At 65.7% G+C, this 24,293-nt stretch carries 20 protein-coding genes; 13 read left to right on the forward strand and 7 right to left on the reverse strand.

Annotation, left to right across the window (positions count from 1 at the left end):
- Positions 1–37: 37 nt before the first annotated feature.
- The 7 genes from ABCN56_RS02345 (at position 38) to ABCN56_RS02375 (ending at position 9,264) form a co-directional block, all read left to right on the forward strand.
- On the forward strand, positions 38–2,497 hold the full coding sequence (locus tag ABCN56_RS02345; RefSeq protein ID WP_343079159.1) for an FAD-dependent oxidoreductase: 2,460 nt from the start codon (positions 38–40) through the stop codon (positions 2,495–2,497).
- Positions 2,494–3,591 carry an alcohol dehydrogenase family protein gene (locus tag ABCN56_RS02350; protein ID WP_343079160.1) on the forward strand — a complete coding sequence of 366 codons (1,098 nt, stop codon included), beginning with the start codon at positions 2,494–2,496 and terminating at the stop codon, positions 3,589–3,591. The genes ABCN56_RS02345 and ABCN56_RS02350 overlap by 4 nt, the downstream gene beginning before the upstream one ends.
- Positions 3,588–4,694, forward strand: a complete 1,107-nt coding sequence (locus ABCN56_RS02355) for a mandelate racemase/muconate lactonizing enzyme family protein (protein ID WP_343079161.1) — start codon at positions 3,588–3,590, stop codon at positions 4,692–4,694. Before ABCN56_RS02350 ends, ABCN56_RS02355 begins: the two co-directional genes overlap by 4 nt.
- Entirely contained in the window at positions 4,691–5,800 is a 1,110-nt protein-coding gene (locus ABCN56_RS02360) for a mandelate racemase/muconate lactonizing enzyme family protein (RefSeq protein WP_343079162.1), read from the forward strand. Before ABCN56_RS02355 ends, ABCN56_RS02360 begins: the two co-directional genes overlap by 4 nt.
- Position 5,801: 1 nt before the next feature.
- Positions 5,802–6,905 carry a mandelate racemase/muconate lactonizing enzyme family protein gene (locus tag ABCN56_RS02365; RefSeq protein WP_343079163.1) on the forward strand — a complete coding sequence of 368 codons (1,104 nt, stop codon included), beginning with the start codon at positions 5,802–5,804 and terminating at the stop codon, positions 6,903–6,905.
- A 9-nt stretch (positions 6,906–6,914) separates the two neighbouring features.
- Entirely contained in the window at positions 6,915–8,195 is a 1,281-nt protein-coding gene (locus ABCN56_RS02370) for an aspartate aminotransferase family protein (protein WP_343079164.1), read from the forward strand.
- Positions 8,196–8,361: 166 nt separating this feature from the next.
- The gene (locus tag ABCN56_RS02375; RefSeq protein ID WP_343079165.1) at positions 8,362–9,264 is read left to right on the forward strand and encodes a glycosyltransferase family 92 protein; all 903 of its coding nucleotides are present in this window, start codon (positions 8,362–8,364) and stop codon (positions 9,262–9,264) included.
- Positions 9,265–9,271: 7 nt separating this feature from the next.
- Here the strand turns inward: ABCN56_RS02375 and ABCN56_RS02380 are convergent, their stop codons facing one another.
- The 3 genes from ABCN56_RS02380 to ABCN56_RS02390 form a co-directional block, all read right to left on the reverse strand.
- Positions 9,272–10,078, reverse strand: a complete 807-nt coding sequence (locus ABCN56_RS02380) for a glycosyl transferase (RefSeq protein ID WP_343079166.1) — start codon at positions 10,076–10,078, stop codon at positions 9,272–9,274.
- Positions 10,079–10,176: 98 nt separating this feature from the next.
- On the reverse strand, positions 10,177–10,941 hold the full coding sequence (locus ABCN56_RS02385; protein WP_343079167.1) for a hypothetical protein: 765 nt from the start codon (positions 10,939–10,941) through the stop codon (positions 10,177–10,179).
- Positions 10,942–10,950: 9 nt separating this feature from the next.
- Positions 10,951–11,637, reverse strand: coding sequence for a sulfotransferase (locus ABCN56_RS02390; RefSeq protein WP_343079168.1), 687 nt, complete (start codon positions 11,635–11,637; stop codon positions 10,951–10,953).
- Positions 11,638–11,967: 330 nt separating this feature from the next.
- Between ABCN56_RS02390 and ABCN56_RS02395 the strand changes: the two genes are divergently transcribed.
- Positions 11,968–12,942, forward strand: a complete 975-nt coding sequence (locus ABCN56_RS02395) for a LysR family transcriptional regulator (RefSeq protein WP_343079169.1) — start codon at positions 11,968–11,970, stop codon at positions 12,940–12,942.
- A 16-nt stretch (positions 12,943–12,958) separates the two neighbouring features.
- On the opposite strand, the gene ABCN56_RS02400 is transcribed toward ABCN56_RS02395, so the two are convergent.
- On the reverse strand, positions 12,959–14,488 hold the full coding sequence (locus ABCN56_RS02400) for a trimethylamine methyltransferase family protein (RefSeq protein WP_343079170.1): 1,530 nt from the start codon (positions 14,486–14,488) through the stop codon (positions 12,959–12,961).
- A 189-nt stretch (positions 14,489–14,677) separates the two neighbouring features.
- Here ABCN56_RS02400 and ABCN56_RS02405 point away from each other — a divergent pair, with 189 nt between their 5' ends.
- From ABCN56_RS02405 to ABCN56_RS02425, 5 genes are all read left to right on the forward strand, one after another.
- The gene (locus ABCN56_RS02405) at positions 14,678–17,164 is read left to right on the forward strand and encodes a GcvT family protein (protein WP_343079171.1); all 2,487 of its coding nucleotides are present in this window, start codon (positions 14,678–14,680) and stop codon (positions 17,162–17,164) included.
- Positions 17,165–17,198: 34 nt separating this feature from the next.
- Positions 17,199–18,098, forward strand: coding sequence for a MurR/RpiR family transcriptional regulator (locus ABCN56_RS02410; protein ID WP_343079172.1), 900 nt, complete (start codon positions 17,199–17,201; stop codon positions 18,096–18,098).
- A gap of 107 nt (positions 18,099–18,205) precedes the next feature.
- Positions 18,206–19,174: an ABC transporter substrate-binding protein gene (locus ABCN56_RS02415; RefSeq protein ID WP_425466064.1), complete on the forward strand. Its 969-nt coding sequence runs from the start codon at positions 18,206–18,208 to the stop codon at positions 19,172–19,174.
- Positions 19,175–19,265: 91 nt separating this feature from the next.
- Complete coding sequence (locus ABCN56_RS02420; protein ID WP_343079173.1) at positions 19,266–20,297, forward strand: ABC transporter permease; 1,032 nt, start codon at positions 19,266–19,268, stop codon at positions 20,295–20,297.
- A gap of 10 nt (positions 20,298–20,307) precedes the next feature.
- Positions 20,308–21,357 (forward strand): quaternary amine ABC transporter ATP-binding protein, encoded by a 1,050-nt coding sequence (locus ABCN56_RS02425; protein ID WP_343079174.1) that lies wholly within the window; start codon positions 20,308–20,310, stop codon positions 21,355–21,357.
- A gap of 21 nt (positions 21,358–21,378) precedes the next feature.
- Here the strand turns inward: ABCN56_RS02425 and ABCN56_RS02430 are convergent, their stop codons facing one another.
- From ABCN56_RS02430 to ABCN56_RS02440, 3 genes are read right to left on the reverse strand one after another with little or no spacing between them, the layout of a single operon-like run.
- A complete protein-coding gene (locus ABCN56_RS02430; protein ID WP_343079175.1) occupies positions 21,379–22,650 on the reverse strand; it encodes a Coenzyme F420 hydrogenase/dehydrogenase, beta subunit C-terminal domain in 1,272 nt (423 codons plus the stop codon).
- Positions 22,651–22,682: 32 nt separating this feature from the next.
- The gene (locus ABCN56_RS02435) at positions 22,683–23,438 is read right to left on the reverse strand and encodes a sulfotransferase-like domain-containing protein (RefSeq protein ID WP_343079176.1); all 756 of its coding nucleotides are present in this window, start codon (positions 23,436–23,438) and stop codon (positions 22,683–22,685) included.
- A 4-nt stretch (positions 23,439–23,442) separates the two neighbouring features.
- Positions 23,443–24,279, reverse strand: coding sequence for a hypothetical protein (locus ABCN56_RS02440; RefSeq protein WP_343079177.1), 837 nt, complete (start codon positions 24,277–24,279; stop codon positions 23,443–23,445).
- Positions 24,280–24,293 lie beyond the last annotated feature (14 nt).

Raw genomic sequence — 24,293 nt, forward strand, 5'->3', positions numbered from 1 at the left:
TCGAGAGAAAACGCGACTCTCACTCGGGAAATTTTCAATGTCGGAAAACGCTCTGCCCTCTCAGGCCCGCGTCGTGATCATCGGCGGCGGCATCATGGGCTGCGGCCTCGCCTACCACCTTGCGCATGAAGGCTGGACGGATGTGGTCCTCCTGGAAAAGGCGGAACTGACATCCGGCTCGACCTGGCACGCGGCGGGCCAGATCACGCATTCGACCTCGAGCTTCGCTCTGGGCAAATGCGTGGGCTACAACATCGACCTTTACTCGAAGGTGCTGGAGGAAGAGACCGGCCAATCCGTCACCTGGCACGGCTGCGGCTCGCTGCGCCTCGCCTACACTGATGACGAGCTCGACTGGCTTCACCAGACGATCTCGGTGGGCAAGGGCCTCGGCTTCCCGATGGAGATCGTGGGCCCCGAGCGCATCCGCGAGCTTCACCCCTTCTACAACCTCGAGGGCGTCAAGGCGGCGCTGCATACGCCCGACGACGGCCACGTCGACCCCGCCGGCGCGGCCTTCGCGCTTGCCAAGGGCGCGCGGCAACTGGGCGTGAAAGTCGTCCGCCGTTGCCGGGCGACGAACGTGACGCAGCAGCCGAACGGCGAATGGCTCGTCGAGACGGAACAGGGGCCGATCACCTGCGAGCATGTCGTGAACGCGGGCGGCACCTATGCGCGCCAGGTCGCGCTCTGGTCGGGCTACGACCTGCCGACGACCTCGATGACGCACCACTACCTGATCACCGACACGGTTCCGGAGTTCCAGGCGCTCGACAAGGAACTGCCCGTCGTGCGCGATGACCGGCTGGTGTCGGGCTATATCCGGATGGAGCAGAAGAAGGGCCTGATCGGCATCTACGAAAAGGCCAACCCGAACACCGTCTGGGAGGATCACTGCCCCTGGGAGGCGGAGAACGAACTGTTCGAGCCGGACTATGACCGCATCATGCCCTGGCTCGAGAACGCGATGGGCCGCATGCCGATCCTCGCCGAGCTTGGCATCACCCGCGAGGTTCACGGCGCGATCTCGCATCCGCCGGATGGCAACCCGCTGATCGGCCCCGCGCCGGGGCTCAGGAACTACTGGTGCTGCTGTGGCACGCAGATCGGCATCGGCTGGGGTCCGGGCCTGACGCGGGAACTCGCGCGCTGGATGGTTCATGGTGCGGCCGACATCAACATGCGCGAATTCGACCCGCGCCGGTTTGGCCCCTATGCCGACCAGAAATACCAGATCACCAAGGCGAAGGAGGACTACCTCCTGCGCCACGAGATCCCCTTCCCGCATTTCAACCGCCTCGACGGCCGTCCGGTGAAACCCTCGGCGCTCTACGAGGACCTGAAGGCCGAGGGCGCGGTCTTCGAGGAAGTCTTCGGCCACGAGCGCCCGCGCTGGTTCGCGCCGGAGGGGACGGAGGCGAAGGACATCTACGGTTTCCGCCGCACGAAGCTCCACGACATCGTCGGCGCCGAGGTGCGGGCGGTGCGGGAACGCGCGGGCATAATGGACATTTCCGCCTTCACCAAGGTCGAAGTTTCCGGTCCCGACGCGGCGACCTTCCTCGACCGGCTGGTGCCGAACAAGCTGCCCGCCGTCGGACGGATCGGTCTGACGCATCTTCTGAATGACAACGGCCGGATCGAGCTGGAAACCACGATCGTCCGGCTTGCGGAGGATCGATTCTACTTCGTCTGCGCTGCGTTCTTCGAGCAGCGCCTGGTCGATTACCTCACCTTTGCCCGCAAGGGTGAGGATGTAGCGATCACCAACCGCTCCACCGACTGGGGCGCGCTCACCCTGAACGGGCCGCTTTCGCGCGACATCCTCGGCGCCTGCACCGGCGCGGACCTGTCGAATGCCGGCTTCAGATGGATGACCGCGCGGGAAATCGACATCGGCGGGCACACGGTCTGGGCCTTCCGCATGTCCTATGCGGGTGAACTCGGCTGGGAGATCCATGGGAGCCGCGACGCGATCCTCGGGGCGTTCCGCGCGCTGAAGGCCGCCGGCAAGGCGCATGGGATGGTGAACTACGGCTCCTTCGCGATGAACGCGATGCGGATGGAGAAGGCGTTCAAGGGCGCGGGCGAGCTTACCAACGAAGTCACCCTGCCAGAGGCCGACGTGATGCGCTTCGTGCGGATGGAAAAGGATTTCCGCGGCAAGGCGGCGACCGCCGCCTCGGCGGCGAAGCCCCTGCCCTGGGTCTGTGCCTATCTCGAAGTGGCAGATGACGGACGGTCGGACGGCAACGGCGGCGAAGCGGTTCTGGCGAACGGCAAGCAGGTCGGCACCGTCAGCTCCATCGCCTTCGGCCATGCGGTCGGCAAGCTTCTTGCCTTCGCCTACGTCAAGGCCGGCCACGCAACCCCCGGCACCGAGCTCGAGGTCGTGATCATGGGCGAACCGCGCAAGGCGCGGGTCCTTTCCGAGCCCGCTTACGACCCCCAGAGCCTCCTGCCCCGCACTGACGCGCGGGAGGTCGCCGCCGAATGAGCGGAACGATGAAAGCCATGGTCCTCACGGGCCATGGCGACTTCGACAAGCTCGCATGGCGCGAGGACTGGCCGAAGCCCAGCCCCGGTGCGGGCGAGGTGCTGATCAGGGTCGGAGCCTGCGGGCTCAACAACACCGACATCAACACCCGCACGGCCTGGTATTCGAAGGCCGTGTCGGAAGGGATCACCGAGGCGGCCGGCAGCGGCGGCTTCGAAAAGGCAGATGCTGCGGACGCGACCTGGTCCGGCAGCCCTCTGAGCTTCCCTCGCATCCAGGGAGCCGACACGGTCGGCCGGATCGAAGCCGTGGGCGACGGCGTGGACCCGGGCCGCATGGGCGAGCGGGTGATCGTCGATCCCTGGCTTCTCGGAACCGGCGACTGGCTCGACCCGAAGAACGCACCCTATTACGGCTCGGAATGCGATGGCGGCTTCGCCGAATACACGGTCATCCGGGCAAGCAACGCACACCGGATCGAAAGCGATCTTTCGGACGCCGAGCTCGCCACCTTCCCCTGCGCGCTGACCACGGCCGAGAACCTGGTGATGAAGGCCGATCCCCAGCCGGGCGAGACGGTGGTGATCGCCGGAGCCTCGGGCGGGGTCGGAACGACGGCGGTCCAGCTGTGCAGGATCCGAGGCGCGCGGGTCATCGGCATCGCCTCGGCCGCGAAAACCGAGCTTCTGAGGAAGCTGGGCTGCGACGCGGTGATCGACCGCGCCACGCCCTGCCTGGAGGCCGCGATCCGCGATGTGGCCGGCGGCTCGGTCGAGGCCGCGCTCGACGTGGTAGGCGGCTCGATGTTCATGCCTCTGGTCAACGCCCTCAGGCAGGGCGGTCGCTACGCCTCCTGCGGAGCGATCTCCGGGCCGACGGTCGAATTCGACCTGCGCCAACTCATCTACAAGGATCTGCGCCTTTCCGGAGCGACGATCACTCCGCCCGGCACGATGGCGCGGCTCGTCAAGCTGATCGAGCGTGGACTGGTCCGGCCGCAGCTGGCCGCGACCTTCCGGCTCCGCGACCTGCACGACGCACAACGCGCCTTCCTGGCGAAGAAGCATGTCGGCAACATCGTGGTGGAACCATGAAGATCACCCGCATCCGGGTCTACAAGACCGACCTGCCCTATGTCGGCGGCGCCTATGTCTGGGGCGCGGGGAACGCGATCACCGTGGCGAAGGCCTCGGTCGTCGTGATCGACACGGACGCCGGCCTTTCCGGTTGCGGCGAATTCTCTCCTTGCGGGGAGAACTACATGATCGCCCATTCCGAGGGCGTCGAGGCCGCCGCCCGCCTGATGGCGCCGGCGTTACTGGGCGAGGACCCGCGTCAGGTGGCGCGGATCGAGCGGATCATGGATCACGTCATCCAGGGCCACGGCTATGCCAAGGCGCCCTTCGACGCGGCCTGCTGGGACATACTCGGACAGGCTACCGGCCAACCGGTCTGGATGCTGATGGGCGGCAAGCTGACCGAGGCCGCGCCGATGTATCGCGTTGCCCCCCAGAAGGCGACTGACGAGACGATCGCCGAGATGGAGCGCTACCGCGCCCAGGGCTACCGGCAGTTCCAGATCAAGGTCGGCGGCGACTGGGTGAAGGACATAGACCGTATCCGCGCAACCGTTCCACTGCTGAAACCCGGCGAAAAGGCGATGGCGGATGCCAACCAGGGCTGGCGCGTGGACAACGCGATCCGCGTCGCCCGCGCCACCCGCGACCTCGACTTCATCCTCGAACAGCCCTGCCAGACCTACGAGGAATGCCAGCAGGTCCGCCGCATGGTCGACATACCGATGAAGCTCGACGAATGCGTGACGGGCATTCGCGCCGCGCACAGGATCGTCGAGGATCGCGGCGCCGATCTCGTGTGCCTCAAGATCTCCAACCTCGGGGGTCTGTCGAAGGCGCGGCGCGTGCGCGACTACTTTGTCGACAACCGCATTCCGGTCGTGGCGGAGGACACCTGGGGCGGCGAAATCGCCACTGCCGCGCTCGCGCATTTCGCGGCGTCGACCCCGGCCGAATACCTTCAGAACACGACCGACCTGCACAACTACAACACGCGCAGCACCGGGAAGCCGGGCCCGGCAACGGCCAATGGCTGCCTGATCGCGCCCGATACCCCCGGCCTAGGCGTGACGCCGGATTTCGAAAGCCTCGGAGCCCCAGTCGCGGAGTATGCGGCATGAAGATCACACGTATCAGCGTCTGGGCGATAGACCTGCCGCTCACGAAACCCTACTGGCTCTCGGGCGGCAGGCTCAAGTTCGAGCGGCTCGACTCGACCTTCGTCCGCCTCGACACGGACGAGGGCATCAGCGGATGGGGCGAAGGCTGCCCCTGGGGAACGACCTACCTGCCGGCCCACGGCCCCGGCATCCGCGCGGGCATCCAGACCCTCGCGCCCGCGATCCTCGGCCGCGATCCGCGGAGCCTGCGCGCCCTGAACGACGCGATGGACGTGCAACTTCCGGGGCATCTCTACGTCAAGTCCGCCATCGACATGGCGGCCTGGGACATCCTCGGCCAATCCGCCGGAATGCCGCTCTGGCAGCTTTTCGGCGGAACCGTCGCGGAACCCGTCGCGGTCAACTCGTCGATCTCGACCGGCACGCCGGAAGAGATGATCGCGCTCATCCGCGAAGCCTCGGCAAAGGGCTATCGCACCCATTCCGCGAAGCTCGGCGGGCATGACATCGCCGCCGACGTCGCGCGGATCGAAGCGATTTCGGCCGCCCTGCCCTCGGACGAAAAGGTGACCTACGACATCAACCGCGCCTGGACACCCGGCGTGGCCGTGCAGGTCCTGAACTCGGTCGCGGCGCGCGACTGGGTGGAACAGCCCTGCGAAACGCTCGACCAGTGCGCGCATGTGGCCGGCAGGGTCGCCAATCCGATCATGCTCGACGAATGCCTGCACACGTTCCAGGACCATCTGGAAGCGTGGCGGCTTGGCGCCTGCGAAGGCGTGAAGGTCAAGCCCAACCGGGTCGGCGGGCTCACGAAGGCGCTGCAGATCCGCGACTTCGGCGTTTCGGTCGGCTGGCAGATGCACATCGAGGATCTTGGCGGCTCTGCCCTTGCCGACACGGCCGCGATCCACCTGGCCAGCGCGACGCCCGAAGCGAACCGCTTGGCGAGCTGGCTATGCCACTATCACCTGTCCGTCGATCCGGTCCCGGATCAGGGCGCCCGCAACGCCCACGGTTTCGCCACTCCACCCACGTCCCCCGGCCTCGGCGTCGCGCCAGAGGTCGATCGGCTCGGCGAGCCCATCGCCGTCTACGAGGTTTGAAATGAAGATCACCCGACTGACACTCTGGGAAGTGCCGCTCACGAGCCACCTAGCCTATCACATGGCGGGGGGAAAGACCTGCGACACCGTCACCTCCGTCATCCTGCGCGTCGACACGGACGCAGGAATATCCGGCTGGGGCGAGGTCTGCCCGATCCCGCATTACCTGCCCGCCTATCCCGAGGGCGTCCGGCCCGCGCTCGAATACCTCGCGCCGGTCGTCATCGGAGCCGATCCGGTGGGCCCGGAGGCCGTGATGAGCCGCGCGGACGCCTGGCTTCAGGGTCACGTCTACGCGAAGTCCGCACTGGATCTCGCGCTTTGGGACATCACGGCGAAGGTCGCCGGGCTCCCGGCCTACGCGCTTCTGGGTGGCAGGCAGATGACGGACATGCCGCTCTACCATTCGATCACCTGCATCGCTCCGGAAGAGATGGCCCGCATCGCGAAGGAGGCCCAGGCCGAAGGCATCACCCAGTTCCAGGTCAAGCTTGGCGCGGATGGCGACTGGCAGGTCGATGTCGCGCGCCTGCGGATGGTGCGCGAAGCGGTCGGCGACGGTCCGCTGGTTTACGGCGACTGGAACTGCGGCGCGACGCGGCTTGACGCGACGCGCGTGGGCAGGGCCGTCGCCGGGCTCGACATCATGCTGGAACAGCCCTGCGCGACGCTCGAGGAATGCGCGGCCGTCCGGGCGGCGACCGGCTTGCCGATGAAGATCGACGAGAACGGCCATGACACGGCGTCGCTTCTGAAGGCCTACGAGCTTGGCTGCATGGACGCCGTCGCGCTGAAGCTGTCGAAGTTCGGCGGCCTGAGCCAGATGCGGCGGGCGCGCGACCTCTGCCTGCACCTCGGCGCGAAGATGTGCATCGAGGACACCTGGGGCTCGGACGTCACGACCTCCGCGCTTCTGCACCTCGCCGCTGCGACGCCGGAGCGGTTTGTCCTGAACACCTGCGACCTGTCGGGTTACGTCGCTCCGCGGCTCGACCCTGGGGCGCCCGCCCGCAAGAATGGCAGGATCGCCCCGCCCGAAGGTCCGGGTCTGGGCGTCGCGCCCGATCCCGACACACTCGGCCAGTCTGTGGCCATTATCGACTAGGAGACCGACATGCTCGACAAGACCCCCATGACCAGCTGGGCCGACCGCGCCCGGGCCGTGTTGCCGGCCGGGGGCTTCGGCAACTTCGACCCCTCGGTCTTCATCCGCGAAGGCAAGGGCTCCCGCGTCTGGGACGAGGACGGCAAGGAATACGTCGACTACCTGATCGGCTCCGGCCCGATGCTTCTTGGCCACGGCCACCCGGAAGTGCTGGAGGTCGTCGCCGAACAGCTGCCGAAGGGCATGACCTTCTTCGCCAACAACACGGCCGGCGTCGAGCTGGCGGAGGAGATCTGCCGCGCGGTGGCCTGCGCCGAACAGGTGCGGTTCCTGTCGTCGGGCGGCGAGGCGGACATGTACGCCATGCGGCTCGCCCGGGCCTACACCGGCCGCGACAAGATCCTGAAGTTCGAGGGCGGCTATCACGGCATGTCGGCGGAGGCGCAGATGAGCCTCGCACCCACGCGGCTCGTGAACTTCCCGCAGGCCGTGCCGGACAGCGCCGGCATCCCGGAGGCCGTCCGGAACGAGATGCTGATCGCGCCGTTCAATGATCCCGACTATCTCGAAAGCCTGCTCGCCGAGTGGGGAGATCAGATCGCGGGCATCATCGTGGAACCCCTCCAGCGCATCATCCCGCCCGCGCCGGGGTTCCTTCAGGCCGTGCGGGAGTTTTGCAGCAAGTACGGCATCGTCCTGATCTTCGACGAGGTCGTGACCGGCTTCCGCTTCGCCTACGGCGGAGCGCAGGAAGCCTATGGTGTCGTCCCTGACGTCTGCACCCTGGGCAAGATCATCGGCGGCGGTTTCCCGCTTGCAGCCGTCGTGGGGCGCAAGGAGATCATGGACCACTTCGACAAGGCCATCGTCGGCGCAGACCGCTGGCTGATGATGCTTGGAACGCTATCGGGCAACCCGGTCGCTGCCGTCGCGGGGCTCAAGACAATGGAAATCCTGCGGCGCGAGGGCGCCTATGACACGCTCATGGCCCACGGCGAACGGATCATGGGCATGTTCCGCACGCATCTCGACGCGGCGGGCGTGGCGCATCGCATCGTCGGACACCCGACGCTTTTCGACGTCGTGTTCACCGACCGGGACGTGCGGACCTATCGCGACGTGCAGGCAGCCGACAGCCAGAAGAGCGCGCGCTTCAACGCGGTCCTGCGCAAGAACGGCATCTTCAAGTCGCCCGGCAAGGTCTACCCGAGCCTCGCGCTGACCGAAGCGGATTTCGAACTGACCGAGGCGGCCATCGCGGAGGCCACGCAGGCCATCGCGGGAAGCTGAGGCCACGCCGGACTGCAGTTCCGGACGAGCGGCGGCGGCCACACCGGCCCGCCGCCGCGCATCGGCCGCCTCTCGCCCCGCGTGCAGGCGGTCGGGAGGGAAGCCGCTTTCACAGGGACCGCCCCCGTTATAGTGTGCCGCGCGAGCAGCCATTCGGGGTAAGACCGTGCTTAAGAAACTCCTGAGCCGAGCGAAGATCTCCAAGCTCGGCATCCGCTCGCCACGGCCACTTCCCGATCGCTCCGGCATGGCGATAGCCGTGATCGTCAAGAACGAGGCCGATTACATCGGCGAATGGGCCCGGTTTCACCTCGCCGGCGGCGCGCGCCATTTCGCGGTCTATGACGACGCCAGCACCGACGACACCATCGCCGTCCTCCGCGCCACCCTGCCACCCGAAAGGCTGACGGTGATCCCCTGGCAGCAAAGGCTGACGGACTCCCGGCTCGGGCGCGAGATTCACAACCAAGTCCTTGCCTATGCCCATGCCGCGTCGAATTTCGGCAGCGCCTTCCGGTGGATGGCCTTCATCGACGTGGACGAATTCCTCGTGCCCGCCAGGGCGGGTTCATATGACGAGGCACTCGCCCCGCTCGGCGACGTTCCCAACGTTTCGTTGCCGTGGCACATGTTCGGGACATCCGGACACGCGACCCCGCCCGAAGGCGGAGTGGTTCCGAACTTCCTGCAAAGGGCCCGCGATCCGATGAGCGACGCCCCGGGCCTGCGCGCGTTCAAGTGCCTCGTGGACCCCTGCCGTTTGACCGCGCTGCGCGTCCATTCGGTCGAGACGGACGGCTCTTCCGACACCTGGAACGACCGGGGAGAGAAGTCATCCCTCAAGGATCGCGACAAGCCGGGCTTCTATTCCGCCGACGCGATCCAGTTGAACCACTACTACACACGGTCGCGCCAGGACCTCGAGGCCAAGATCAGCCGCGGGCCGAACCTGATGGGCAAGGCGGGCGAATACCGCCGCAAGGTCATGCGCACGGTGAACAGCATCGAGAGCGACACCGTAGAGGACCGCCGCGCGCTGGACTTCATCGAGCGCGCGGGCCAGTCCTGAGGCCGGTCTATTCGCGCCAGTTCCGGCTGACCCACTCTGCCGGATGGAGGAAGTGGCGCAGATGTTCCGATACGCTGCCGTTGCGCGACTTGGTGAAGGTCGCAAGGAAATGCCTGAAGGGCGGAAGCACCGGCGACCGGACATTCCAGCGGCCCGCAATCGCGTCGGGCGGGTTGAGACCGCCGGGGAAGATCACGACCTTGGATTTCGCCGGCAGCTTCGGCGGCAGGAAGTAGTTCAGCGGGAACTGCCGCATGCAATGCCACTTGAACAGGCTCACCCACCCGCTCGGCCAGAACTTGATCCCTCCGGGTGCGCGCCGCGTCACGAAGCGCTGCTCGAACACGAAGGTCTCGGCGACCTTCTGAGGATCCGAGAGGAACTCCTGCCGCATCGGCTCCAGCTTGCCGATCGGGAAGCGATACAACGACGTCTGGCCCAGACGCTCGAACGGCGTGTTCGGATTCCGCGCGAGGATCACGTCATCCTCGGAACCGTATTCGAAGAAGCCATCGATGTTTCCCACGATGACCACGTCGAGGTCCATGAACAGCACCGGCCCCGACAGCCCGCCCAGGTCCTTGCGCCATAACCGCGACTTTCCCCAGACGCCCTTCCGCGTCTTCGGCAGATCGCAGTCCAGGTCCGGCAGGGGCAGGCATGAGACCTCCGGGCGGACGCCTTCGGGATCATCGGTGAAGCAATAGAAATCGAACGGCGGCGTGATGTTGCGCGACACCATACCATAGAGCCGGTTCACATACTCCGGCCCGTATTTCGTGCCCCAGCGGATGCAAATGATCTGCTTCTTCATTCTTTTCCAGCTTCCTTGGCCGCGTCACAGCCCTGACGAGGGCGATCCTTCGCGCTCTCTGTAGAACGGGCCTCGCCGATGGTCGAGGCACATATGTGTCAGAATGTGTAGCCGAAGGTTTCGGCCTCGCGCGCGTAGAGGGTGCCGACGATGGCCGCCGTCTCCGCGTCGTACATGTCCCGATAGCCGCCGGAGCGCTTTGACGTCTTGCGCGTTCCGCCCTTGGCGCGCGGCAGCCATCCGTCCCAGTCCAGGCCCAGGCTTTGCAGAACGGTCTGCAACTCCTCCGCCAGGTTCTCGAACCGGACCACGTGATCGGCGATGACCGTGTCGTTGATCGTGTAGAGCTCCCAGTTCGAATGGAACTCGATCGGCACGATGCCGTTCAGGCTGTCGCCTGCTGCCAGCGCGCGCACGTATGCGTCGAAGGTCGGCGGGTTCCTGATCCCCTTTATACGCCAGAAGTAGTCCGAGACGGTCTTGTCCCAGGGATTGCGCACGACGCAGAACTTCCGGCACGCGGCCCAGTCCTCGGGAAAGGCCGCCGCCACCGTCGCGGCCGGGGCGTGCGGCGGCTTGCGACCCAGGAGAGGACGGTAGGCGTGGTCGATCGAGCGCGCCACGGCACGCGCATAGGCCCGTTTCCCGAGCAGCCTGAACAGCGGCAGAAGACCGTGGGCCTGCTTGTTCGCCTCGCGCAGGACACGCTCCGTCAGCGGCAGCCCGGCGCTCAATGTCTCGGGGATCGCGCTGATCTGAAGGTCGTCCGGGCCGAGATAGCGCGAGAGCGAAACCGATATGGAACTGCCAGCCGTCTTGCGGTTGTGCAGGAAGATGAAGGAGTGTTCGCGGCTGATGATCACGGCGGCCTCTCAGCGCAGGAACCGCGGACGGTTGTGCGCGATGAACTTCTTCGCCTTCCGCTTCAGCCAGCCCATCTGGCGGCCGCGTGTCCGGCCGATGTCGTGGAAGTCCTCCGCGTTCAGACGATAATCGGGCAGACGCGCCACGAGATCCTCCGCTTTGTCGCTGTCCAGATCGAACTCGATGTACTGCGCCGGGTGGTCCGCCATGAACCCTCGCACGTCGGCGAGATGCGCGTCCCATTCGGTCCGCCACTGGTCCGTGAGTTCATCCATGCTGCTCAGCCCGCGGGCCGCCATTTCCCGCTTCGCGAACTCGCCGTGACCATGCCTGAGTCGGGAGGTAATCCACTGCTCCCGGTCACGCAGGTTGAGGATGAAGATCGTGTCGGGATAATCGCGCAGGATCTCGCGATAGGCCGAGGCGCCGTCGAACGTGGAGGACTTCGTGGCGTAGATCAGATCGCAATAGAAGGTGTAGTCCTCAACGCTGTCGAAGACCTTGCGCCCCGCGGCAAGGTTCTCCTGCATGATCTTGCCGATGCGCCGCGGAACCGGCCAGCGGTCGCGCACCTTGTGGTGAATGACGCTGTGCCCGGCTTTTCTGAACAGCTCGGCAAAGGAGCGCGTTCCGCATTTGTTGAACCCGATGGCCACAACGCGGGGAAGTCTTCCGTCCGGTCCGGATTTCGTCATGTCTCGCCTCCTGCGGCCAGTCCCACCGGACCGGAGCGCGCCTGAAGTTCCTGTTCCTGCACCGCCGGCCTGCGGCGGCCCGAGAGGCGGTCGTGTTCCGGTCACCCCGTCCTTCGACCGCGCCTGCCCGGCGGTCAAGGCCGTTACTTACCGCATGACCGGGCGTTGATCCATCCGAAGGACGCATCTCGGGACGGATCCGAACCCTCCCGGTGCCATTTGGCCGAACGCCCCGGCCGTGGCAATGTGAAATCCCCGGGCGGGGTGCCCACGTGAACCCCGCCCGATTGGACTTTACAGCGTGCCCGCGTTTGGAAATATCGCGTAATGATGAGCCAGCTTCAGAACAGGTCGGTCACGCTTCGGGGGCTCGAGGTCTTCGACGCCCTGGTGAGCACCGGCTCGCTGCACGAGGCCGCGCGGCGACTGGGACTGAGTCCTTCCGCGGCTTCCCAGCAGCTGAAGAACCTCGAGGACGTCCTCGGAGAGGAACTCGTGGACCGAAGCCGGCGTCCGCTGGCACCGACCCCGGCGGGGCGGGCCTACCTCGTTCACGCGCGTCAGGCCCTGATGCATCTCAGGCAGGGGGCGATCGAGCTTTCGCTGAAGGATCTCGGCCGTTTGCGGAGCCTCGAAATCGGCTACATCGACGATTTCGACGGCGAGGTCATGCCACGCCTTGCCGTCTCGCTGGCCGAGATGCTGCCCAACTGCGACATGACGATCGTCACGGGGCCAAGCCATCTCCTCCTCGAAGACCTCGCTCAACGCCGGTCGGAACTCGCCATAGCGGCGAGGGCGCCCGAACTTCCCGAGGGCCTGGTGGAACTGCCTCTTCTGCGCGATCCGTTCGTGCTGGCCGTGCCAAGAGGTTTTCTGCCCGCAGCGCCCGAGTCGATCGGGGCCCTCGATCGGCTTCCGCTCCTGCGTTACGAGAAGAGCCAGCTGATCGGCCGCCAGGTCGCCGCGCATCTGAAGCGCCTTCGACTCGAACCGCAGAGCCGGATCGAGATCGACAGCAACCAGGCGATGTTCGGCCTTGTCGCCAGTGGTGCCGGCTGGGCGATTTCCACGCCGCTCGGCTATCTCCGGGCGCGGAGGTTTCACGGCCAGGTCGACGTGCATCCCCTGCCCTTCGCGAAGTTCTCGCGCACGATTTCCCTGTTCCACCATTCTGACTGGAACGAGGAGATTTCCGGGATCATCGGTGAAAAGCTTCGCGCAATCCTCAAGACGGTGGTCGTGGAACCAGGACAGGCCGCCATGCCGTGGCTCGGCGACGCGCTCTCGGTCCTGTCCGACTGACCGCAGTGCGTGCCGGTCACGCCTCGAGCAGGATGTTGAACTCGTCGCGGATCCGCGCCTCTGCCGTAGGGTCAAGGTAGGACGGGTGATGCGCCTCGAGGACGGCCTTCGCGGCCTGGCGAGCCCGCGCCCAAGCGTCGCGCTGGCCCTTCTCGGTCCAGGTGATCGGGGCGTCGCGATCGGCGAATTTCGGGTAGAAATAGTCGCGCTGCATCGCCGCGAGCGTCTGGGCGCCGCCGAGGAAATGCCCTTCCCCGAGCACCGCTTCGCAGATCGCGTCGAAGCCGAGCGTTTCCTCGTTCACCTCGATCCCGCGAAGCGCGCGGTAGATCATCGAATGCATCTCGTCATCGAGAATGAAGGCCTCGAACGACGCCCCGAGGAGCGAAGCCATCATGCCAGAGCTTTCGTAGATCAGGTTCCCGCCCGCCAGCCCCGCGGCGAGCGAAGACAGCGCCTTTTCCACGCCATACTGCGCATCGACCGCCTTCGCGTCCGTCATGGAAGACGCTACGCCGGATGGAAGGCCAAGCCAGTTGGATATCTGCGCTGATGCCGCGTTCATCACGGAAATCTCGCCGCCGCCGCCGCAGAAGGCCCCGGTGCGCAGATCGATGACGAGCGGCCAGTTCGAGAAGACCATCGGATAGCCCGGCCGGAAGACATTGACCATCATGAGGCTGCCGAGCGTCTCTGCCAGCGACTGCGCGAGGAACCCCGCGAGCATCGCGGGCGCCGTAGCGCCGGATTGGGCGGCCGTGATGCAGGACAGGGGCAGTCCGTGTTCCATGCAGGCAAGGGTGACAAGCACCGCGTCCTCCCCGAAACGCATGGGCGAGATCACGGGGCTGATATGCGCCTTCAGGAACGGCGTCCGGCGGAACGCGCCATCCGACCCGAGCGCGATATCGACCATGCGAATGATCGGCTCCACGTGTTCCGCCAGAGTGAATGACGTGGCGACGGGCTTCGTCGTTCCCTTGAGAAGCGCGAAGGCGGTGTTGACGTCCAGGTCGAAATTGTCCGGCACGTCGGTCGCCACGCAGCAGCGTGTGAACCAGCTGACGTTCGTCAGCGTGTCCTGGAGCCGGGTGAAATCGTAAAGATCCCGGAGCGTCGAAGGCCGGTAGCGGCCCGTGTCGAGGTCGAGGGTCTGGACCGCCGCGCCGCCGGTCCCGAAATGGACCCGGTCCCCGCCAACATCGATCGAACGCCTCGGATCGCGACCATGGAACGTGAAGCGTTTCGCGGCCACGTCGATGCAGCGCTCGACCATTTCTCTAGGGAAAAGGATGCGGGAACCCGATTTCTTCGCGCCGCATTCGAGGAACCTGCGCTCCAGCACCTCGGGCACCTCGCCCATGCCGAGTTCCGCCAGAAGCCGCAGCGCGGTTTCGTAGATCGCTACGATCTCGGGCTCTGAAAGCGGCTTGTAGAAGCCGCCGGGTTGTCCCGGCGGGCAGGGATTCAGCTCCGGCGGCGCGGTCCGCTTGGCAACGCGCTCAGCCCGCCCGCCGGCCCTGCGGCTTACGACATCTTGCGCCATTCGACCCTCCGCCCGTGACGCCGCTATTTCGCTTCTCTTGACGTTCCCCCGCAAGCGCGTCCAGCGCCGTTCGGAAACGCGAATGTCCGGAAACGGTTTTTCCGAATTCGCCTGTGTCCCGTTGACCCGCGCGCCGGCCTTCGCGCTTCATCGCCGTCACCCGGAAAGACGCGAAAACAGGAGGCGGACTTGAAGAGCCAGACGCGCGTGGTGGTCATTGGCGGCGGCATCGCCGGCTGCTCGACGCTTTATCACCTGACCCAAGAGGGCTGGGGCGATGTCGTCCTCGTCGAGCGCAACGAACTGACCTCCGGCACGACCTGGCATTCCGCCGCGCAGGTCACGAACTTCGGCATGAACCAGACAATGGTCGGGCTCAAGAGTCACTCCATCAGGCTCTACAAGGAACTCGCCGCAGATTCCGAATACCCGATCAACTATCACCACGGCGACGGCGGCATCCGTCTGGCCAACACCGAGCGCGTGATGGAGGGCTACCGCCACTTCGCAAGCCAGGCCAAGGGCATGGGTGTCGACTTCGAGATCATCGACGCCGCCGAATGCGCCCGCCGCCATCCGCTGATCACGACCGACAACCTCCTCGGCGGGCTCTGGGACCCGCTCGATGGCGACATCGACCCAGCGCAACTCTGCCAGGCGCTCGTTCGCCGCGCGCGTAAGGCCGGCGCCGAGGTCTACAGGAACACCCCCGTCACCGGGCTCACGCAGCACAAGGACGACAGCTGGACCGTGCACACCGCTCACGGTGACATCCGGTGCCAGATCGTCGTCAATGCCTGCGGCTACCGCGTCAACGAGGTGGGCGCGATGATGGGGGTGCACCATCCCGTGGCCTCGATGGAGCATCAGTATTTCCTTACCGAACCCATCGCGGAGCTGGAGGCGCGCGAGACGCGCGTGCCGCTCCTGCGCTGCCCGATCGACGACTTCTATTCCCGGCAGGAGAAGAAGGGGCTTCTCGTCGGCTTCTACGAACAGGGGTGCAAGACCTGGGGCATGGACGGAATCGACCCCGACTTCGTCAACGCACTCTGCCCGAACGACGTGGACCGGGTGATGCCGGTGCTGGAGAACGTCTTCAAGCGCATGCCCGCGCTGGAGAAGGTCGGGATCCACACCATCGTCAACGGCCCGATCACCTATTCCATCGACGGGGCGCCGCTCGTCGGTCCGATCCCGGGCAAGCGCAACGCCTTCTGCATCATCGGCTTGCGCGCCGGGCTGGGCGAAGGCGGCGGACATGGCTGGCTTCTGGCGCAGCAGATCGTCCATGGCGAAGCCTGCTATGACACCTGGGTCATCGATCCCCGCCGCTTCACCGGCCACGCCAACGTCGAACTGACCGCGCTGAAGGCGATCGAGGACTACCAGAACGAGTTCCGCTTTCACTTCCCGCACGAACACCGCCCGGCGGGACGGCCGATCAAGACCACGCCCCTGACCCCGATCCTCGCCGCCGAGGGCGCGGAGTTCGGCGTCGTGAACGGCTGGGAGCGCCTGGCCTACATCAAGCCTTCGCCCGAGTTCCACGAGACCCACAGCTTCCGCTTCACCGAGGCGTTCGACGTGGTCGCGAGCGAGGTGAAGGCGGTGCAAGCGGGCGTCGGCCTGACCGAAGTGAACGGCTTCAACCGGATCGAGGTCACCGGCGACGGCGCGCGCGACTGGCTCGACACGATGTTCTGCGGACGCATTCCGCGCAAGGCGGGCAAGGTCGGCCTCGGCTATCTCCTGAACCACCACGGCAACGTGAAGGGTGAGGCGACGCTCGCGAACCTTGACGAGGGCACGATCTGGTACGGCTCCGCCGCCGCTTCGGAATTCCACGACATGGACTGGCTTTCGGCCCATCTGCCCCGGGACGGCAGCGTGAAGCTGAGGTCCCTGACCAACGACTGGACGATCCTCGTCCTAGCCGGCCCGAAATCGCGCGATGTGCTCTCAGTGGCCGCGCGCGGCGACTGGTCGGCGGAGGCTTTCCCCTGGCTATCTGTCCGCCGCGCCTTCGTGGGCATCGCGCCGGCCGTCGTCATGTCGGTCAGCTATTCGGGTGAGTTGGCCTATGAAATCCACGTGCCGAACGCACAGCTCTACGCGGCCTACCTTGCGCTCAGGAAGGCGGGAGAGGCGCACGGGCTGCGGCTCTTCGGCTCCTACGCGGTGGAATCGATGCGCCTCGAAAAGGGCTATCGCCACTGGAAGGCGGATCTCGTGACCGAGTTCACGCCCTTCGAAAGCGGCCTTGCCCGGTTCGTGGACCTGTCGAAACCGGCTTTCGTCGGCAAGGCCGCGCTGGAGCGCATGCAGGCGGCCGGAGCGCGGCGGGCCTTCGCCACGATGGTCCTCGAGTGCACCCATGCGCCGGCCCATCCCGGCGACAGCATCACCCACGAAGGCCGCGTGATCGGCACCGTGACCTCGGCGGGCTGGGGCCACCGGGTCGGGAAGAACATCGCCATGGGCTTCGTCGAACCCGACTTCGCCGCCGTCGGATCGCGGGTCCAGGTCGAAGTGATCGGCGAACCGGTCGCCGCGCAGGTTGTGCCAGGTTGCCTGTACGACGCGGAGAATTCGCAACTGCGCGGAGCAAATAACGCGGGTTCAGTTCCCATCGCCGGGCCGACAGACGGCCGAACACTCGAAACGACTCGCTAGACAGGTGGAGCGAACGTTTGTACGCTCTTTAGTCATGAACAAAACAAATGTTCTCAGCCCCGAGACGAGCGCCGATATCCTGGGTCGGCTGCAAGCCCTGCGGCCCGGACTGACCCCGGAACTGGCAAAGCTGGCGGGCTATCTCCTCGACCATCCGAACGAGATCGGGATCAGCTCCATCCGCCAGCTTGCCGCGAAGGCCGACGTGAAGCCCAACACGCTCGTGCGCCTGACCCGCGCCATCGGACTGGAAAGCTACGAAGCCTTCCGCGAGGTCTTCCGGGCCCAAATCAGGCAAGGCCGCGAAACCTATCCCGACCGCGCGCGCTGGCTGCAGTCGATTTCCCAGCGCGGGCAGTTGGGCGGGCTCTATGCGGACTCCGCGGAAGCGTCGATCGACAACCTCGAAGGTTTCTACGCCGCGACGGATCACGAAGCGATCGCGGCGGCGGCGCAAGCCATCGTGTCCGCGCGGAGGACCTACGCGCTCGGCGTCGGCGTCACTAACCCGATCGCCCAGAACTTCGCCTATCTTGCGGGCATGGCCATCGACAACGTCCGGGCCCTTCCGAACGGGGGAACCCTGCCCGTCGACGGGCTCGCGCGCGCAGGGGCCAAGGACGTGCTGATCGCCATGACGTTCCGCCCCTATCGGCGCGAGGTCGTAGATGCGGTCGCGGTGGCGCGCGCTCAGGGTGTGCAGGTGATCGCGGTCTCCGACGGCCTGGCCTGCCCGATCATGGCCGACGCGCAGCACCGCTTCATCGTTCCGACCGAAACCCCGCAGTTCTTCACCTCGACCGTCGCGCTGACGGCGTTCTTCGAGGTCCTGATCGCCTTCGTGATCGCCGCAGCCGGAGAGGAGGTCGTGACCTCGATCGAGGCATTCCACAACCGCCGCCACGAACTGGGCATCTATGTCGAGGAGGCGTGACCGGCCGCGCGAACACAGGGTCCCGGCAAGGGAGCCACGTTGAGAAAATTCAAACGAGAACCGGGTGATAGCCGGCAAAATTCCTAACCACGCAAGGGAGAAAAGACTTGACGACGAAAATCCTCAAAGCAGCGATCGCGGGTGGCGCATTCGCACTGTCCACCAACGCGGCCATGGCCTGCGGCAGCGTGTCGATCACCGAGATGAACTGGGCCTCCGCAGCCCTTGTGACCTCGGTCTCGAAGTTCCTGATGGAACAGGGCTACGGCTGCACCGTTACCGTGGTGCCCTCCTCCACCCTTCCCGCAGTCACCTCGATCGCGGAAACCGGAGAGCCCGACATCGCGACCGAACTCTGGGTCAACACCGCGCCCGCCTATCCGGATCTGGAGGCGGCCGGCAAGGTCCGGACGCTGACCGACGTCCTCTCGGACGGCGGCGTGGAGGCCTTCTGGATCCCGCAATACCTCGCGGACGAACATCCCGAGCTCACCACGATGGAAGGCATCCTCGCCAATCCCGAACTGGTCGGCGGCAAGTTCCACAACTGCCCCGACGGTTGGGGCTGCCGGGTGACCAACGACAACATCGTGAAGGCATGGGACTTCGAAGGGAACGGCCTTGAGGTCTTCAACCACGGCTCCGGGGAAACGCTGGCCGCCGCGATCGCCGCGGCCTACGAGAACAAGGAGCCCTGGTTCGGCTACTACTGGGCGCCGACGTCCGTGCTTGGCAAGTATCCGATGGCGATGGTGAACATCGGTGAATTCAGCGCCGACGTTCACGCCTGCAACGCGTCGGCCGATTGCGCGACGCCCGGCAAATCCCCGTATCCGAAAGCCCAGGTCGTCACGGCCATCACCACCGCCTTCGCGGATCGCGAACCCGAGATTGCGGAGCTGATGTCCAAGGTGACCTTTACCAACGATCAGATGAACGCCGTGCTCGCCTGGCAGGAGGAAAACAACGCGTCGTCCGATGAGGCCACCGTTCACTTCCTGACCACCTACAAGGATGTGTGGGGCAGCTGGCTCAACGATGCCGCCCGCGAGAAGCTCGCTGCCATCCTGCAGTAAGCGAAACCGGCGCGGGGGCGGCTTCCGTCCCCGCGCGCACCGGACCTGAGAGCGTGGTCTGGCAAGAAGAAGAAGATCGGGAGGCGCGCAAATGGCTGCATATTCGGGGTTGTTCGAGACTTTGGGCCTGAAGGGCTGGTGCGAGGCCGGCTCCTCCGGAGGGCCGGTTTCGATGGCGGAGCTTCTGGCGAAGACGACCGGAAAGACCGAAGAAACAAGCGTTTGGCAGACGCCCTTCCCCTCCCTCGACACCCTGCATGAGGCCTGCGGCGCGATCCCCCGGACCCGGGAACTGACTGCGGGTCTGGAACAGTTGTTCCTCAGCGTCAAGGATCCGCTGAAGGTGGTCCTGGACCCGCTGACGCAACCCCTGAGCTGGGCGATCGACGGGGCGCTCTGGGCCATTCTCGCCCTTCCGTGGTGGATCGTGATCCCGCTCTTCCTGGTCATCGTCCAGTTCGCGGCCCGGTCCGCGCGCGTCACAACGCTGGTGGCCGGTGTTCTCGTGGCGCTCGCCTTCGTGGACCACTACACCTACGCCATGCAGACGCTGGCGATCATCCTGGTCTGCACGGTGATTTGCGTGGCCCTCGGCGTTCCGATCGGCATCGCGATGTCGCGCAGCGACCGCCTGCAGCGTTCGGTCATTCCCGTTCTCGACATGCTCCAGACCCTGCCGACCTTCGTCTATCTCATCCCGCTGATCTTCCTCTTCAGCGTGACGGAATCGAAGCTCTACGGTATCGCCATCATCCTCTACGCCATCGTTCCGGCGATCCGCCTGACCGACCTCGGCATCCGCCTCGTCGACAAGGACGTGCTCGAGGCGGCCGAGGCCTTCGGCATGTCGCAGCGTCAGAAGCTCTTCGGCGTGCAGATCCCGCTCGCGCTGCCGAACATCATGGCCGGCGTCAACCAGACGATCATGATGTCGCTCGCCATGGTGGTGATCGCGTCACTGGTGTCCGCGCCCGGCCTGGGGGCGCTCGTTCTGAGGGGCATCAACAAGCTCGAACTCGGCGTCGGCATCGTCGCGGGGCTCGCGATCGTGATGCTCGCCATCGTGCTCGACCGCGTGACCAAGGCCGCACTCGCCCAAGTCAACCGCGCCACCAAGCACTGAGGGCCCCCGAATGAACACGCACTCGATCCCGCCCAAACTCTCTATCCGCAATCTTTACAAGATCTTCGGGTCGCAACCTGATGCGATGCTTGAACATGTGCGGTCAGGCACGGGCAAGCAGGAACTCCTGTTGAAGCACCGCCATGTCCTCGGCCTCGAAGACATCAACGTCGACATGCACGCCGGCCAGATCACGGTCATCATGGGCCTGTCGGGGTCCGGGAAATCGACGCTGATCCGGCATCTCAATCGCCTGATCGAGCCGACGGCGGGCGAGATCCTTCTGGACGGCGCCGACGTCACGCTGCTGACGCCCGATGAGTTGCGGACCCTGCGCCAGACCCGGATGTCGATGGTCTTCCAGAAGTTCGCGCTCCTGCCGCACCGCACCGTGCTCGACAACACCGCGCTCGCGCCGACGATCCGGCGCGAGCCGAGCGCCGGGGCCCGCGACAATGCCCGCCGCTGGCTGGAGCGGGTCGGACTGAAGGGCTACGAGCAGCACTATCCGCACCAGCTGTCGGGCGGCATGCAGCAGCGCGTCGGTATCGCGCGCGCGCTCTGTTCCGAGGCGGAGATCATGCTGATGGACGAGGCGTTCTCCGCCCTCGATCCGATCATCAGGACCGACATGCAGGCGCTCCTCCTGGAACTCCAGCGGGAGCTGCACAAGACGATCGTCTTCATCACTCACGACCTCGACGAGGCGCTCAGGCTCGCCGATCATCTCGTCGTCCTGAAGGACGGGCGGATCGTCCAGCAGGGTGAGCCGCAGGAAATCATCCTGAAGCCGGCAGACGAATACATCGAGAACTTCGTGCGCGACATCAACAGGGCGCGCGTGCTGCGCGTGCGGTCGGTGATGGCTCCGCACGATGGCGCGCACGACCGGGACGCCATAGGCGCGAACGCCACGCTCGAAGAAGCGCTTGAGCGCGCGCAGGGCGCGATGGATCACGTGTTCAACGTCACGGACGAGGAAGGGGTCGTCGGGTCGCTGGCCATGACGGAGCTTCTGAAGGCACTGGTCCCGCGGCACGCAAGGCAGGCGAAACCCTGAAGCGAAGCTGGGGCAAAGGCGTCACCCTTCGCCCCGCGTCGCCTTGTCACGGGCGCGCCGCATCGTCCCTTCCCTCTGGGCGCGATTCTCGTCGGCGCTGTTGGCGTTCGCGAGTTCCTCCGACCGCAAGCCGACGCAGTCGGGCGCCAGCGAGCCGGCATCGCGCAAACCAGCATGGCGCGCATGGGCGAAACGCTTCTTCGTGACCTGATGGGGCTGCGTCGCATCGAGGAAATCGATGCCGACATCGCGCCCGAGCGTCAGGGCGCCGTCGCGAACTGCCGCCTCCAAAAGTTCCATGCCCGCACGCGTGCGTATGAGGAGCGAGTTCACGCCCGGATCCGTCTCGGACGTCATGCGGTCGGGACTTGCGCCGGGCCAGGTGTCGGCGGCAGCGATGTCGGCGCCGTCGCCGATCCCGTCCGGGCAGATCTTGCAGCGGAACGGCAACGACCAGGCGCTTTCGTCCTCGCCCCAGAAGTCGAGGTAGTGCATGGCCACTTCGCTGCCGTCGGAAAGCCCGATCACCGTCGGCCCCGGACACCCGCGTCCCCGATACCGCAGGCTGGTCATCCGGCGACGGTCTATGCCCCGGTCGGCAAGAACCTCCGACAGCGATTGGTCGGGCATATAACCGCCACAGACCGGTGTGAGCCAATAACGGATCAGCCGGTTCACCCGTTCGTCGAGATGCGCGAGATTTCGGACGGCGTTCAGGTCGCAGGGCTTCGCGATGAGCGCGAAGGGCCTGCCACGCGACAGCGCCCCCTCCAGGTCGATCAGGGGCGCCGCGGGCCCATAGCGCGAACCGGCGCCGGCAAGCGCCTCTTCGACGGTGAAGCTCAGCACCGCTTCCCCGAAACTCGGCTCTTCCTTGGACGGCCGGACGTGCAGGACGAAGTCGACCCGGCCCGACCGCAGGAGATACTGCCCCAGCGCCGTCAGCACGCCCGCGGTCGAGCCTTCGTGTCGGACCACGGGATCGGCCGCCCATCCCAGCACGACCCGGTGGAGAGGCCCCCAGACCGGATCGGTCAGCGGCGCCTCGGCGGCGATTGAGGCCGGAAGACCTTCGGCCCGCACGCCGGGGCATGTGGCGTATATGCGATCGACCGTTCCGTGATCGAGCGCCCGGACAACCCCGGGCCGGAGTTCGCCGTCCTCACCCTTCAGGACGCGGACCCGTTCGGGCCCCGCGACCGACTGGCACAGCCCACATCCGATGCACAGGCCATCGTCGACGATCCGCCGCAGTCGCGCTTCCGGAGTCGCAGGTTCCGGCGCTTCCGTCACGGGCTCTCCTTTCTCGGTGGTCAGGCTTCAAGTCATGCTACCGGAACCGCCGCCCTGATACGGTGGCGGTGGAGCCGTTCATAATGCGGCCGCATCCGGCGGTGCACCTGCTGCACGCGGGCGGGCGTGTTTTCCAGCGTCACATACTTCCGCTTCTGCGGTTTCAGACCGGTGGAATTGCGGAGGTTTGCATGGAACGAGCCGCCATCCCACCAGCTGTACTGGGCCGTATCGGCCCCCGGTTCCCAGGTAAGCGCCTCGGGGATGAAGGGAATGCCCACCGCTTCGCAGAAGGCGCGCGTCATTTCGTGCGGGTTCTCGAGCAGATCGTCGCTGTCGACCACCGGCGGCGGCGCGCCGCTCAACGCGGTCAATAGGTCGAACAGCGCACGCTGTTCGGGGAAGCCGACTTCGCCTTCGTCGAAATCCGGCCACTTGTCGTAGAGCGACGTGATGGTCAGGGCGGGATCGCGGATCAGGAAGGCATGGGTGAATTGGGACAGGAATTCTTCGTCCCACATGTGGTTGATATAATGCGGGAAATCCTTGATGAAGACGGGCCCCGTCTCCGCTGCGGACCTGACGGTTTCCCAGACGCTTTCCAGTGTCAGACCGGGCGTCGTCTTGTCGCCTTCCTTCCAGCGCTGCCACAGAGGCGCCTCTCCCTGATACCAGGCTTCGCCAAAGGGTTCGTGGAAGCAGGTCATGTCACCACGCTGCCGCATCATCCATTCAAAGGCGGTCGAAGTGGACCTCGGGACGGCCCAGAGAGCAACGATCTTGTGCATCCGGTCAACCTTTCAGAGAGGAGAGAAGTTTGCCCTGGCTCGTCGTCGGAGCCAGACCGAGGGACTTGAAGATCCGCCAGTAAAGTGCCGTATCGTGGCCAATAACCGGCTTTCCGAGCATCTCTTCCAGTTCCAGCTCCAGATGGACGGGCCGCTCGGCCACCCCGTCGCTGGCGCGCCTGAAATTGCACATCCCGTTGATCAGGTAGGCATCGGCATTCGGTGCCTTGTCGGCAACGTATTCGAAGCTCTTGCGCGCCAGATCGCCGTCGAAGCACCAGATGCAGGCGTTCACCTCTTCCTGCGTCCGGAACCAGCCCTGATCGACGAAATTGCCGGCCCAGATCACGTCGAAACCGGCTTCCTTCCAGAAGGCGACGGTTCCCTGCCACCAGCTTGGCCAATGGTAGGCCGCGTTCAGCGCGACCTTCTCGACATTCATCGCGCGGAGCGCCTCGACCATCGCGTAGCCAGCCATGTGGAACGGCGTCTGGTACTTCTCGCTGAGCATCTCGCAATGCTGACGGATGCCTTCCACCCCAAGCCCCGATGCATGAACCCAGTTCGAACCGACCTGCCCGCAGACATCGGCGCCGTTGTTGGCCATGCAATGGACGAAGTCCTCCAGCATGTCGAACTTCTGCTTCCTCTGGTCCAACTGGTGCCGGTAGTCCGGGACATGGAGCATCCAGCCGTGGACGCCCACCTCCCTCGGCGCCATCCGGAGGAAATCCGAGGGCGCAGCATCCCAATCCTGCGGCGGGCATGTGAACCCGACCTGATATGGAAAGAGCTTGTTCTTCGGATCCGCCCAGTGTTTGGGTTTCACATAGTCCGACATGATTTCCCCGTCCT

This window comes from Ostreiculturibacter nitratireducens (assembly GCF_032670585.1).
Classification (GTDB): domain Bacteria; phylum Pseudomonadota; class Alphaproteobacteria; order Rhodobacterales; family Rhodobacteraceae; genus Ostreiculturibacter; species Ostreiculturibacter nitratireducens.